This window comes from Falsiruegeria sp. JB4-1, assembly GCF_055693495.1.
Genome location: NZ_JBVFTZ010000001.1, coordinates 3439270 through 3452595 on the forward strand (window position 1 = coordinate 3439270; position 13326 = coordinate 3452595).

The window sequence follows — 13326 nt, forward strand, 5'->3', positions numbered from 1 at the left end:
ATAATCAATGAGGTGACCACATGAAAAAACTTCTGTTCCCAATGTTGCTTTGCGGTTCCATGGCTGCTGCGGAAGATGTCCCGGACATGCGCACCTTTCTGTTCATAGGCACGCCAAACAGTGCGGCGTGGGAAGTGCAGATTGCGAACCCGGGCGACCGTGCCGCCGCGGTCAAGGGCGGCATCGAGGCGCTTGGCGGTGAGCTTCTCAGCTACTATTGGGGATTTGGGAACGGTAAGAACTACATCACCGTATCCCTTCCCGATGACCCCACCTTTATCCAAGCGTTCTATCTCACGCGTCTGGGAGACGGGGTGTTGGATGATTACCAAATGATCGAATTGATGAGCAGCGCGGATATGGGCACGGCGCTGGAACGTGTTTCCGAAGTCAAAACAGCGGATGACATGAAATGAAGTCTCGAGTGGGAAGGGTTCTGGTCGTGACTGGATTGGACTATGCCGCATTGGGTATGCTGGCATTTATGGGCGCGCTGGCAATTGGAGTGATTGTGTTCATTGGAGGGTGGCCCGGGCGGGTCGCGGCAAAACGCAATCATCCTTACCGCAGTGCGGTAACTGTCGGCGGCTGGATTACGCTGATTGCCGGCGGAGTTTTCTTCCCCCTGGTGCTGATCTGGGCCTATGCGGGAACCCCTGACGCCGGAATCAATACGTCGGAGGGCTCAGCATGATCACCCTTATCATTGCGATCTGGATGGGGTTTCTCTGGCTGTTGGTAAAGGTTGGTATCCTCAAGAAATGGCACCTCTGGATGAAGATTTCTCCGGTTGTCGTCTGGGCAGCCGCGCAGGCGATCATCTTTCTTCCACTAAGCTGGACCGCTCCAGTCGGGCCGGTATCAGTTGTCGTCTCTTCGGTTCAGGTGCGGCCGTCTGTTACCGGCCCGGTGATTGAAGTGCCCGTGGCTTCTTGGACGCCGCTTAAGACCGGTGACGTATTGTTCCAGGTCGATCCAGAGCCCTATGCTGCGAATGTTCGACAAGCTGAGGCGCGCTTGAAACTAGCCGAGGAGCAACTCACGCGAAAACGCCAACTGTTCGCACGTCAAGCCGTTGCAGAGGCCGAAACCGAAGCCGCCGAAGCCGAAGTCGAAATGGCCCGCGCACAGATGAACCTCGCCAAAATCAACCTGGAAAACACCACCGTGCGAGCGCCAATGGACGGTATCGTTCCATCTGTCGTGCTGTTGCCCGGCAATCGGGTGGCCGCGGGTCAGGACGTGATGGCAGTTCTGGATGTCGATAGGCCCATTGTCGCGATGATCGTCAAACAGAACGCGATCCGTCATGTTCGGCCTGGTCAGCCTGCAGAAGTCGTGTTCCGCAGCCTTCCCGGGCAAACTTTTGCCGCGTCAGTCAGCAAGCTGTACCAATCCGCACCGCATGCCGAATTTAACACCAGCGGCAAGACCCCGGATGTCCCTGAGATCCGCGATACCACCTATGCCATCGAGCTGAGTGTCGATCTGCAGGGTAAAGCCCTGACACCCGGAGTATCCGGGCAAGCCGCTATCATGACCGATAAGGTCGGATCACTTAGGGTTATCCGGCAAATCACCCTTCGCATGACAACCTGGATGAATTTTCTATGAATGCACTGTCATCTCACCTCACGCGCTTGGTTGGTGCAAGCTGTCTGTTCGTTTCCGCTATGTCTGCCTCTGCGCAAGACGTCAAAAAGCTCGAAGCGGCAGCGCAAGCGTCATTGGGTGGTCCGGGATCCGCCAGCGCGCAACAGGAACAGGACCGGTTGCGTCGGCTGGAAGAGTCGCGTTGGCCGGGTCTGGACCGGGCCCTTGATCCGATAGAGAAGTCATTGGGTCGTTTCCGGGAAAACACAGGCTTGGCACTCAGCTTTGATTATCAAGCTCTGTATCAGCGCAGTTCACATGATCTGACTGGCCAAGACGAGTCCGCCTCGGGGCAACTCAGGATGATCGGCACATGGGAATTGGCAAACCGAGGCGGCGCAAACCCCGGTAGCTTTGTCTTTATTCTGGAAAACCGGCATCGGCTGGGTCAGCCCATTGCGCCGTCGGCATTAGCCGGTCAGATCGGTTATCAAGGCGCCACTGGTGTTACTTTTGGAGACACGGATACAACTCTGTCGGTCGCTTACTGGCAGCAGGGATTTGGAAATGGGCGCGGTGGTATTGTCGCAGGCCGTATTGACCCCGGCGACTATTCCGACATTCTTGGATACGTGAACCCACGAACAACATTTTCGAACTTTTCGATCATGTTCAGCCCGGTCTTACCGATTCCCGATCCAGGGTTCGGTCTAGTGGCGGGCGGATATCTGACCGACCAGATCTACGCCTTGGGGATGGTCAGTGATGCAAATGGGTCTTTGACCGATATAGAATGGTTCCCCGGCGGAAGTGAATTCTACAAATATGCAGAAATCGGTTGGACGCCTGAACGTTCGAAGCGGTTTCTGACAAATGTTCATCTGGGGATGTTCCACGTTGACGAGCGCCAAGATGCAGGTGTGCCGGAAACATATGGCGTGACTCTGGCTGCCAACCACACATTTGAGAATGATCTGATGGTCTTTGGACGACTGGGTTGGTCCAACGGTGGAGGAGCAATAGCGGAGAAGGCTGTAAACAGCCGGCTTGTTGTGGCGACCGGGTACTTATGACGATCTGTTTGGCTTGGCTGTCACGGTAGCTGATTTGACAACACCGGGACTTCCAAATCAAACAACTGTTGAGGCATTCTACCGGTTGGATCTGGCAGACAATCTAGCGCTGACCGCAGATGTTCAGTACCTCAACAACCCTGGATCAAATCCAAACGACCCGCTGGTGTTCGGGTTGAGGTTGAGGGTAAATCTTTAACAGGTAGTTTGCTCATTGTTGCGTCATTCCGTCCGGTGCCCGGTATGGCACTGAGCAGCTGGCGTGGCGGATGAGTGGGCCACTCTATTTTGCGTCCATAGGCAGCCCGATCGTCTGCGCGAGCGCCGTCAGTCCAAAGTAGCTGAAGACGAGTGATTATTGCAAAAGCAGGCGGTAATGAAACTAGTTACAATGGCTGCAAAGCCCGGTTATCAGAAATTGCAAAATCAATCATTGAATGTCGGCTTCGGGCTGCTCGCGAAACTTTGCAAAATTCACTGTCTGCGCATAGCAGGCTTTGGTGTTGCCTCCAGAAGGAGATCTGTATGACCTCTCGGTTTATGGTGTGCCCGCATCCAACCGCTCTGGAATTAAGAAGGTCATCCAAGCAGCAATCAACAGCAAGAAGCCTCTGAGTAGGATGCCGAAGGGAGCCAGGAAGTCTTTCTCTATGGGGATATCTGTAGCCGATGTCTTGGCGGCGCTGAGCCAGCGTCAAGCCCCAGTCAACCAAACAGCATGTGCAATAGCGAACTGTTTTGGTCAAACGTGAGTGAACCCTATTCCGCTGGCCCACCACACATCTCAGTGGTCCGGACAAACCACGAGCTCAGAATAGGAATTCCAGAAATGTCACGCTTGGTGTCGGCTGAATCCTGCGATCGGCACGAAACAGAGAACAGTCATGTTCGACCAATTTCCCGACGGTTTTGCGAACCTACAGAATTTCCTTCTGACACATTCCGAAGGCCTACAAATGTTGCATTGCTCCTTGGTGGTAAGCCGGAACTGAAGGCCACCGTTGACATGATCGACGATGTTTGCACCACACCTTCTCTTACACCAGACTGTTTCGAAGTCTTTGTGCAAACAGCTCCGCAAACTGTTTTGTCGCTGCCGATCGGAACTGCGTGGGCGGGTAAACGGCAAAGATACCTCCAGTTGGAAGCGTCCAGTCCGGAACAAGCCGGATCAATGTGCCGTTTTCAATTTCTCTCTTCGCGAAAAAATCAGGCAGAATGGAGATCCCGGCCCCTTCGACTACCATTGCTTTGATCGCTGGTGTTACGTCTGCTCGTAGCGCAAGGCTCATTTGAACGTCGCAGGTTTCACCGCTCGCTTTGGTAAATTGCCAGTTCAGCGGGTTAGGCAGAGACCTATGTTCAACAAAAGGAAACGCCGCCAATCCTTCCGGATGGTCTGGTCGCCCCAATTGCTCAATCAAGTTAGGCGACGCCACTACGATCTGCTGAAAATTTGCCAACTTGCGGGCGATGTTGGCAGAATCGGCAAGCCAGCCAACCCGATAGGCAATGTCAAATCGTGCCTCAACCGGATCAAACCGTGTATCGCTCAACGTCAAATCGACAGTGACAGCCGGAAACGCGATACGAAACTCGGCAACGACCGGCGAAACGTATGTAACGCCCATATCGAGAGGCGCAGTGATGCGCAGGTTCCCAGTCGGTTCAGTCCGCCCCTGTCGAACCACTTCAAAAGCCTCTTCCGCTTGCGCCACCGACGCGCGCGCGGCTTCGTAAAAGGAATGTCCGGTTTCAGTGAGATTCAGATGGCGAGAGTTGCGTACTACAAGTGTTGCGCCAAGCTCTTCTTCCAGCAGCTGAAGCTGCTTGCTGACCACCGCCTTACTGATGCGCATCCGCTCGGCCGCGGCTGTGATTGTGCCCGCTTCGGCAATGGCAACAAAATACTCAAGACGGTTTAAGTTCGACTTTTTCACAGATCGTCACCTTTTAGCTGACATTGTGTCTTGATTGCGCGCCTTTAGTCAACAATGACGGCACCCTACTTGTGGTTCACCAAAACGGAGACCGCAATGACGCGCTTCATCTACATCTACGATACCTACTGCGGCTGGTGCTACGGCGCGGCACCGGTGATCAACGCGCTGATCGACAGCGGCGCTGATGTCACCGTTCTGCACCGGCACATGTTCCAAGGCGCAAACGCCCACCGTATGGGGGACGGCTTTGGAAGGATGGCGTTGCAATATGACCGGCGCATCGGGCAGCTGACCGGCCAAGAGTTCAGCGAGGCTTATGTCCAGAACGTTCTGGGCACCCCCGGCGAAGTGCTGGACTCCACCCTGACCGCATATGCCGCGGCTCTGGTCCATGATCAGGGTTCCAAGGCCGAGATGACGCTGGCCCATGCCCTGCAACGGGCGCGCTATGTTGGCGGCGTATCAGCCAGTGACAGCAAAGCCGTCCAGAATGCGCTGACAGAATTCGCCATCGACCGCCCGTTGGACGCGGGCAGAAACCAAGCCAAGCAGATCAGTTCGGAAGCCGCCAACTTGCAGGCCCGGTTTGGCACTCAAGGTGTCCCTACCCTGCTGATGCAGACCGACGGCGGAATAACCCAGATCGATATCTCAGCCTACTACACCCTTCCCGAGGAAATCGCGGCCCTGGCCGCATAAATGCAAGGAGCATCCCTATGAAGACGATCCTCACCTCTGCAGCAGCCCTGCTGCTGTCCACCGCAGCCTTTGCCGCGGATCTGACAATCACCGCATTCACCCCCAACGAAGGCAGCCTGTTCCCGGTTTCGTCAAACCTGATCGAAGGCCCGAGCGAGATGATCCTGGTCGACGCACAGTTCGAAAAGGACGATGCGCAGCAACTGGTCGACATGATTAAGGCAACCGGCAAATCCCTGACAACCGTCTTTATCAGCCACAAAGACCCCGATTTCTACTTCGGCCTGGACACCATCCGTGCCGCCTATCCTGACGTCAAAATCGTCGCCACGCCCGAGACCGTCAAAGGCATCGAAAAGACCATCCAGCTCAAGTACGACTTCTGGGGTCCGATCCTGAAAGAAAACGCACCGACGGACCTGATTGTTCCCGACGTTCTTGAGGGGAACAGCCTGACGGTCGATGGCGAAACCGTAAATGTGGTTGGCCTTGATGGCCACGACCCCGTTCACACCTTCCTGTGGGTGCCGTCGGAAAAAACCGTATTGGGCGGTGTTGTTCTGTATGAAAACGTGCACGTCTGGATGGCCGACACCCAAACACCCGAAAGCCGCGACAGCTGGCGTGCGACGCTGGATCAGCTGCTGGCATTGAACCCCGAGCGGATCATCCCCGGCCACGTGATGGGCGAAAGCGCCGAGGACGCCAGCATCGTTGCCTTCACCAAGGAATACGTCGCCGCTTTTGAGGCCGCCGCAGAAAAAGCAAACGGCTCGGTAGAGCTGATCGCAGCAATGCAGGCTGCCTATCCAAGCTTTGAAAACGTGGGCGACCTGAAACTTGGCGCGCAGGTCATCGAAGGCGAACGTTCCTGGCCATAAACGCCCTACCAGCGCCGGAACCAGCCCGGCGCATAACATAAAAGGGCGGGAACAATGTCCCGCCCTTCAGACCCCATATCGCAGTCATCCCGTCAGACCATGAGGCATTTCATGATCTTTGAATCCAACACCTCAAAGCATGTGAAGCGCAGCATGATTGGCGCGACACTGTTGGCCCTCGTTTCTACATCACCGCTTGCCGTCAATGCGCAGGATTCCAAAATGACACCATTGGACATCGTCAAAAGCATTTATGAAGGTGAAACATCCGAAGAAAACGGCCGCAACCTCCAGGCGCACCTGGCACCCGATGTCAAATGGACCGAGGCGGCTGGCTTTTCCTACGCAGGGACCTACACGGAGTTCGGCGAAATCGCAGAAAAGGTGTTTGCGCGTTTGGGATCGGAATGGACCAACTACAAGTTCGTGCCTGAAAACTATGTGGCCGATGACACCCGCTTTGTCGAATTTGGGACCTACTATGGTACGTTCAATGCAACCGGCAAGGAGTTCTCGGCACGGGTTGCGCATGTCTGGCAGGTCCAGGACGGCAAGATCGTAAAGTTTGAACAGTTCATCGACAGCCTGCCAGTTGTCGCAGCGATGGAATAGCCGAGGAACAGGAAGATGTCCCACAAGAGATCGCGCCGAACACTTCTGGCCGGAGCTACAACCGCCGTTGGCAGTCTGCTCTTGCCCCGGACTGTACTGGCAGCCGAACTGACACCGCGCGTGGCTGAGGGGCCGTTTTACCCGACCAGATCCATGCGGGTTCAAGACACCGACAACGACCTGGTCAAGGTCGCCGGGCTGGTGCGCGAGGCGGGTGGGGATATCATCACCCTTAAAGGCCAGATCACCGATCGCAAGGGGGTACCCATGGCCGGTGCGCGCATCGAAATCTGGCAATGCGACGTGAACGGAAAGTATCTGCATCCCGGCGATGATCGGTCGGTGCCCTACGATCAGGGGTTCCAGGGGTTTGGTTACGACATCACCGATGACGCCGGCAACTATACCTTCCGGACAATCAAACCAACCAGATACCCGGGGCGCACGCCGCATATCCACGTGAAAGTCTTTGTCGGACGCCGCGAGGTGCTGACCACTCAATTCTATGTCGATGAAGAGCCCAGTAACTCCAAAGACGGGCTTTACCGCAGGATGTCCAAGGCAGAAGCCAACGCCGTCTCCATGTCATTCACCAAGGGGCCGAATGGCCCGGAAACGATCATCAACGTTGTTGTCTGACGGACTGCGTCAGATCACGAAAAGGAACAGACCATGAAATTCGCTTTGATTGCAGGGGCCATGGCGCTCCTGACCCCAGTGGTTGCCTTGGGGCAATCCGCTGATGCCTTCACCCATGTCGCGGGCAACGTCTATTATTTCCAGAACGGCAGCTACAACTCGCTTGTTGTCGCAACGGACGAGGGGACCGTTGTTGTCGACCCAAACGGCCGCACCGCGAAAAAGCTGCAAGATAACCTGACTGCGCTGACCGACCAGCCCGTGACACATCTGATTTTCTCGCATTCGCACGGCGATCATGCCTCCGGCGGTGATGTCTACGGCGACGATATTCAGGCCATCGCGCATTCGAATGCTCCGGCAACATTGGGAGGCGTTAGTCTCGACGTCCAGTTCGATCATGAGCATAACTTTCAGCTGGGCGAGAACACGATCGAACTGACCTATCTCGGCCCCGGAGACGAGAAGGACATGATCGCAACGGTCGTGCGACCTGAAAACGTTGTCTTTCTTGTCGATATCGCCGCGCCAGAACGTATGTTCTACACCAGCTTGGGCGGTGACAATGTTGAGGGTTGGTATCAGCAGATACTCACCGCTGAAGCGCTCGAATTCGATATCTTCGTGCCGGGCCACGGTCGTATAGGCGACCACAACGACCTGACAAACGTTAGGCTCTATATGGAAGAACTGCGGGCAGATGTTTTGACAGGGCTGCAAGCCGGTAAATCCACGAACCAACTGGTCAAAGAACTTACCTACACCGAACGAAGCCATTGGCAGCAATACGAAGCCTGGCGGCCGAGCAATGTGCGCGGCATGGCTCAGCATCTGATCAACAGCGGAGCAGTTGAGCAATGAAATTCCTGACGGTTTTGAGTTTGTACTTTCGATGATCATTGGGCAAGCCAAACCTGTCTGAGGTGGGACTTGTCAGAGGAATTTCAGAAGATCGGCTGGGACCACAAACTTAGATACAACCCAGCGAAGCTCTCCGCCAGACGGAGGATCACCAAAACCTAGGATGGCCTACAGGAAGCAGCTTCCCATAGTTAAGCTTCGACACGATATCTTCGGGCCTTTCTCGGGTCCCTGCCATCTCTGATCCTCCAATTTCATGGGGCAGTCTATGCCAGCTGGTGGACCACCTTCAGGGACTAATCGAACAACAACATCTCGTCAAAAACAGGTTCGCAACCACTCGCAGAACGTCGCAGACTCTTGTGAGCCTGCGAGACTGGTTTTGTGGTGCATGACATAGTGAGCCTGCCCAGTATCGACGGGCGCGCCGACTATGCGAACCGGGCGTCCCGATGCAATCGCTTGCCGCGCGAAGCGTTCAATCATGATCGTGCAGCCGTTCTCGGCAGCAACCAATTCACATGCAGCAACCGACGTATCGACGACAAGACGAGGAGATATGCCCGCATAGGAAAGACCATGCGCAGACAGATAGCGTGACCAATGATCATCAAACCCCAGCACATGGATGGCCTCGCAAGCCATAAGATCTTTGGATGACTTGATTTTTGCGGCGGTGCGTAGACCACAGACCGGAACGATCGTTTCATCGGCCAGCTTCGCCATTCGGGCATCCGATTGTTTCTGCGGCGCCAGCATAATGTCGACATTCACGGGATGACATTCGTGGTCGTTTTGCCACAAAGACGTGACAAGTTTGATCCCGATGCCGGGAAACGAAGCTTGAAAAGCGGAAAGCCTGGGAGACAACCATACGATCATTGCCGCCGAGGCGCGCAGAACAATTGTGGCGCCGAGCGCGGGGCCAAACAGCCCGTTCGTAGAAAAGGCGATGTGCTCCAGAGAGTCGCGAACCGAAATTAGATAAGCCTGTCCGATCTCCGTCAGTTGCAAACTTTTGGCGCGGCGGATGAACAATTTCTGCCCCAGCTTCCCTTCCAGCGCTTTGATATGCTGGCTAACAGCCGTCTGCGTCAGTCCAAGTTCGCGGCTGGCTGCCGTAAAGTTCAGATGGCGCGCGGCAGCTTCAAACGTGCGAAGCCAGTTGAGGTTGAGATTGCTCGTCATAGGACATCCATAAGTATTTTATGGTCATGAAGGCAAATTCTTTAATTTTTGCTCTAACTCTATGACTCCTACACATGGACTCAGAACCAGTGCGAACCACCCCACAGGCGCAAGGAGTTAGATATGTCACAGATCAGCCCAGACGCAGAGATAGACATTGTTCAAAAGCTTGTGGACCTGTCGCGCTACCCCATTGCGGACTTGGAGAGCCCGGAAGGTGCTGCGTTTCTGAAAAAATGTCAGGATCATATGAAAGTACATGGCTGGTGCAATCTGGATGGGTTCATTCGCGCCAACGCGCTTGCAGAATTAGCCAACGAATCCAACGCCCTGTTACCAAGCGCAGACGTCCTGACCATCAAACGCAATATCTATCAGGGCGCAATCGATCCGACATTGCCGACCAATGATCCGCGACGTCAGGAGTATGTGCATATAGCTACACAATTGGCTGATGATCAGATCCCGCATGACACCCTCATTCAGCGCCTTTACCAATCAGAAATCCTAACGAACTTTGTGCGTCGCGTTCAAAAAAAGCAGGTGCTGTTTCGTTGCGCCGATGAATTCCAGGCTTTGAACGTTGTCGCATTGCATCCTGGCAGCTGGCACGCTTGGCATTACGACACCACCGAATGCACCGTGACACTACTTTTGCAAGCCGCCGAAAACGGGGGAAAATTCACCTTTTTGCCAAACTCTCGCACCGATGAAACAGAAGATCGGGAAGCAGTCGACCGCCTGCTTTCTGGCGACATGTCCCACGCGCAGACATTCGATCGCGGAGCCGGCACGTTTACCCTGTTTCGAGGTGGGTATTCGTTGCACGGTGTGACAGAGGTCGAGGGATCAATCCCCCGCGTCACTGCAATCATGACGTATGATGAGCAAGAAGGACGCGTGATCAGCGATGACATCAACGTTCGCATCTATGGAAAGCGTGTCAAAAAAATACTTGCGGACCGGACAGCGTCCCAAATTCAAAGTTAACGGAAAAATCAATGAAAACAGCTCTTCTTGTAATTGATGTACAAATGGCGCTAGCCCATGACGATGCGGCTGGGGCAGTCCGATCTTGTCCCGAAGCGGCCAACAACATCGAACGACTACTGAACAAATTTCGCGCAAATAGCGATGCAGTCATACATGTCCATCACCATGGGCATGACCCCGATGATCCGTTCCATGCGGATGCGCCCGGAGCGGCGGTTCAGCCATTTGCCGCCCCGGTTGGAGAAGAGCAGGTCATAATCAAACATGTCTCAAGCGCCTTTGCTGGTACGTCGCTCGAGACGGATCTACGCAATGCGGGCATAGACCGGGTGGTGATCTGCGGCGCCACGGCCAACCACTGCGCGGAATCAGCCGCGCGCTCGGCCAGCAGCCTGGGGTTTGACATGATTTATGCGTCTGACGCCGTATGGGCCTATGAGGCAACAGGCCCGGATGGGATCACGCATAGTGCTGATCAGATTCATTCAGTCACACTGGCCAATTTGCATGGTGAATTTGGCGCGGTGCGATGCACTGACGACATCCTAAACTCGCAAGGGTGACGCTCAAAGGACGTGATTGGACTTCGAAATACGCCGTTAAAACGCCTTGGGATGTCACAAGAAACTTTGGGGATCGATATCGACACTAAGTCGCAAATCTCCCTTAAGCCGGATTGGTGCAATCCATCGCGCAATAGCGTCCTGAATAGGGGCCCCCTTATCCGCCTTGACCAAAAGCCGCACCCGGTGACGCCCTCGAATGCGGGCAATCGGTGCTGGTGCAGGACCAAACACCTGCGCTCCGATCTGGCGTAGAGGACCATCGTCACGGGCAAGAGCGTTGCCCAAGTCAAAGACCGCAGCTACATCCGGACCAGACAAAACGATCCCGGCCATCCGCCCATAAGGCGGAACGCCTGCAGCTTGCCGCTCGGCTGCCTCTGCCGACCAGAACCCGTTTTCATCCCCCGACAGGATGGCACGAATAACCGGGTGCTCGGGCTGGAAGGTTTGCAACAGTGCCTGCCCTGGCTTTTCGGCCCGGCCTGCGCGCCCCGCGACCTGCCGCATCAGTTGGAACGTGCGCTCTGCTGCCCTCAGGTCCGAGCCTTGAAGGCCCAGATCAGCATCGATAACGCCGACTAGGGTCAGGTTCGGGAAGTTGTGCCCTTTGGCCACCAACTGTGTGCCGATGATGATATCGGCGTCGCCTTCGGCGATCTCTTCGATCTTGGCCTTGAGCGCACGGGCCGAACCGAACATGTCCGAACTCAGCGTGACAATATTGGCATCGGGAAAGGCCTCCAATGCCTCTTCGGCCAGACGCTCGATTCCCGGTCCGACTGGCGCCAGCTTGCCTTCGACCCCACACGAAGGGCATTCCTCGGGCATCGGTTTGGTCTCACCGCACTGGTGACACATCAGCCGCTTGAGAAACCGATGCTCGACCATGCGGGCGTCGCAGTGATCGCAACCGATCTGCTGACCGCAGGCGCGGCAGAGCGTGACCGGCGCATAGCCGCGCCGGTTGATGAACAGGAGCGATTGTTCCCCTTTGGCCCGACGATCTTCGACCGCTTGCCGCAGAGTGGGAGAGATCCATGTGCTGGCAGGCATGCTCTCGGCCCGCATGTCTATCGCGCGCATGTCCGGCATGACAGAGGCCCCAAAGCGCGAGGTCAGTTCGATCTTGTCGTATTTCCCGGCATCCGCATTGGCCCAGCTTTCCAGCGATGGCGTGGCACTGGCCAACACGACGCGGGCCCCACAGATCGCCGAGCGCAGCACCGCCATGTCGCGGGCATTGTAGGTCACGCCATCCTCTTGTTTGTACGAGGTGTCGTGTTCTTCATCCACGATGATCAAGCCAAGGTGGCGAAACGGCAAAAACAGCGACGAGCGCGCACCGACCACAACCTGCGCGTCCCCCTGCCCCACCATGCGCCAGACCCGTCGACGTTCTGTCATCGTAACGCCCGAGTGCCATTCGGCAGGCCGAGCGCCGAAGCGCGCCTCGACCCGCGTCAGGAACTCAGCGGTCAGTGCGATCTCGGGCAACAACACCAGGGCCTGTTTGCCCATGCGCAAACATTCAGCGACAGCCTCAAGATAAACCTCTGTCTTGCCCGAGCCAGTCACGCCCTTGAGCAGCGTCGTGCCGTATTTCTGCGACTTCAACCCAGCGCGCAGGGTTTCGGCGGCGGCGGCCTGATCAATGCTCAGCTCTTTGCTGGGCAAGTCCGGGTCCAGATGCGGGTAGGGCAGATCGCGGGGGCTGTCTTCTTCGCGGACAATGCCTTGCTTGACCAGCCCTTTGACCACCGTTGGGGTCACGCCTGCCATGTCGGCCAGTTCCTTGAGGGTGAACGAAAGCCCACCGTATTCGCGCAGCACCTCGAGCACACGGCGTCGCGCGTCTGTCTGGCGATCTGGCTCTCCCTCGCCCAGCCGATAGACCTTGCGCATGGATTGCGGATCGCCCAGTGCCCGGCGCGCGGGTGGCCAGCCGCAGCATCATCGACATGGGCGTCAGCGTGTAATCTGCAGCCCGGCCCAAAAACGTTCGCATCTCGTCGCGCATCGGGGCCACATCCAGCACCCGGATGACCGGGCGAATCCCGGATCGGTCGAAATCTCCCTGTCCCGGCCCCCAGACAACGCCCATGACTTTGCGCGGGCCCAGCGGCACCTCGACAAAGGCTCCGCGAAAGCATCCGCCTTCGGGTGCTTTGTAATCCAGAAGCCGATCAAGGGGTTGCGAGGTCAGGACGGCAACCAAATCACCTTGATCAAAGAATTCCGGATCGTGCACGCATCACCTTTGGCAGCTGGGGGTTTCAGT

Annotated in this window: 14 protein-coding genes and 1 pseudogene; 12 read left to right on the forward strand and 3 right to left on the reverse strand. The window is 56.0% G+C overall.

Features of this window, described 5'->3' with window-relative positions:
• The first annotated feature begins 20 nt into the window (after nucleotides 1–20).
• The 5 genes from ACZ1HE_RS17610 to ACZ1HE_RS17630 are packed head-to-tail and all read left to right on the forward strand — an operon-like array spanning nucleotide 21 to nucleotide 2865.
• The gene (locus tag ACZ1HE_RS17610) at nucleotides 21–416 is read left to right on the forward strand and encodes a hypothetical protein (RefSeq protein ID WP_472622876.1); all 396 of its coding nucleotides are present in this window, start codon (nucleotides 21–23) and stop codon (nucleotides 414–416) included.
• Nucleotides 413–694 carry a DUF3302 domain-containing protein gene (locus ACZ1HE_RS17615; protein ID WP_472622878.1) on the forward strand — a complete coding sequence of 94 codons (282 nt, stop codon included), beginning with the start codon at nucleotides 413–415 and terminating at the stop codon, nucleotides 692–694. The genes ACZ1HE_RS17610 and ACZ1HE_RS17615 overlap by 4 nt, the downstream gene beginning before the upstream one ends.
• Nucleotides 691–1614, forward strand: a complete 924-nt coding sequence (locus ACZ1HE_RS17620; RefSeq protein ID WP_472622880.1) for an HlyD family secretion protein — start codon at nucleotides 691–693, stop codon at nucleotides 1612–1614. Before ACZ1HE_RS17615 ends, ACZ1HE_RS17620 begins: the two co-directional genes overlap by 4 nt.
• 59 nt (nucleotides 1615–1673) lie before the next feature.
• Complete coding sequence (locus ACZ1HE_RS17625) at nucleotides 1674–2666, forward strand: hypothetical protein (protein ID WP_472622882.1); 993 nt, start codon at nucleotides 1674–1676, stop codon at nucleotides 2664–2666.
• A 34-nt stretch (nucleotides 2667–2700) separates the two neighbouring features.
• On the forward strand, nucleotides 2701–2865 hold the full coding sequence (locus ACZ1HE_RS17630; protein ID WP_472624537.1) for a carbohydrate porin: 165 nt from the start codon (nucleotides 2701–2703) through the stop codon (nucleotides 2863–2865).
• A gap of 838 nt (nucleotides 2866–3703) precedes the next feature.
• On the opposite strand, the gene ACZ1HE_RS17635 is transcribed toward ACZ1HE_RS17630, so the two are convergent.
• On the reverse strand, nucleotides 3704–4606 hold the full coding sequence (locus ACZ1HE_RS17635; protein ID WP_472622884.1) for a LysR family transcriptional regulator: 903 nt from the start codon (nucleotides 4604–4606) through the stop codon (nucleotides 3704–3706).
• A 96-nt stretch (nucleotides 4607–4702) separates the two neighbouring features.
• On the opposite strand from ACZ1HE_RS17635, the gene ACZ1HE_RS17640 reads away from it, so the two are divergent.
• The 5 genes from ACZ1HE_RS17640 (at nucleotide 4703) to ACZ1HE_RS17660 (ending at nucleotide 8301) form a co-directional block, all read left to right on the forward strand.
• Nucleotides 4703–5308: a DsbA family protein gene (locus ACZ1HE_RS17640; protein ID WP_472622886.1), complete on the forward strand. Its 606-nt coding sequence runs from the start codon at nucleotides 4703–4705 to the stop codon at nucleotides 5306–5308.
• Between the two features lie 17 nt (nucleotides 5309–5325).
• Nucleotides 5326–6189 (forward strand): MBL fold metallo-hydrolase, encoded by an 864-nt coding sequence (locus tag ACZ1HE_RS17645; protein WP_472622888.1) that lies wholly within the window; start codon nucleotides 5326–5328, stop codon nucleotides 6187–6189.
• Between the two features lie 111 nt (nucleotides 6190–6300).
• The gene (locus tag ACZ1HE_RS17650) at nucleotides 6301–6801 is read left to right on the forward strand and encodes a nuclear transport factor 2 family protein (RefSeq protein WP_472622890.1); all 501 of its coding nucleotides are present in this window, start codon (nucleotides 6301–6303) and stop codon (nucleotides 6799–6801) included.
• A 15-nt stretch (nucleotides 6802–6816) separates the two neighbouring features.
• Complete coding sequence (locus ACZ1HE_RS17655; RefSeq protein ID WP_472622892.1) at nucleotides 6817–7440, forward strand: dioxygenase family protein; 624 nt, start codon at nucleotides 6817–6819, stop codon at nucleotides 7438–7440.
• Between the two features lie 33 nt (nucleotides 7441–7473).
• Nucleotides 7474–8301 (forward strand): MBL fold metallo-hydrolase, encoded by an 828-nt coding sequence (locus ACZ1HE_RS17660; protein ID WP_472622894.1) that lies wholly within the window; start codon nucleotides 7474–7476, stop codon nucleotides 8299–8301.
• 318 nt (nucleotides 8302–8619) lie between these two features.
• Here the strand turns inward: ACZ1HE_RS17660 and ACZ1HE_RS17665 are convergent, their stop codons facing one another.
• On the reverse strand, nucleotides 8620–9489 hold the full coding sequence (locus ACZ1HE_RS17665) for a LysR family transcriptional regulator (protein ID WP_472622896.1): 870 nt from the start codon (nucleotides 9487–9489) through the stop codon (nucleotides 8620–8622).
• A gap of 123 nt (nucleotides 9490–9612) precedes the next feature.
• Here ACZ1HE_RS17665 and ACZ1HE_RS17670 point away from each other — a divergent pair, with 123 nt between their 5' ends.
• Entirely contained in the window at nucleotides 9613–10479 is an 867-nt protein-coding gene (locus ACZ1HE_RS17670) for a HalD/BesD family halogenase (RefSeq protein ID WP_472622898.1), read from the forward strand.
• 11 nt (nucleotides 10480–10490) lie between these two features.
• Nucleotides 10491–11045: an isochorismatase family protein gene (locus tag ACZ1HE_RS17675; RefSeq protein ID WP_472622900.1), complete on the forward strand. Its 555-nt coding sequence runs from the start codon at nucleotides 10491–10493 to the stop codon at nucleotides 11043–11045.
• A gap of 54 nt (nucleotides 11046–11099) precedes the next feature.
• On the opposite strand, the pseudogene ACZ1HE_RS17680 reads toward ACZ1HE_RS17675, so the two are convergent.
• A pseudogene (locus ACZ1HE_RS17680) lies at nucleotides 11100–13296 on the reverse strand (primosomal protein N').
• Nucleotides 13297–13326 lie beyond the last annotated feature (30 nt).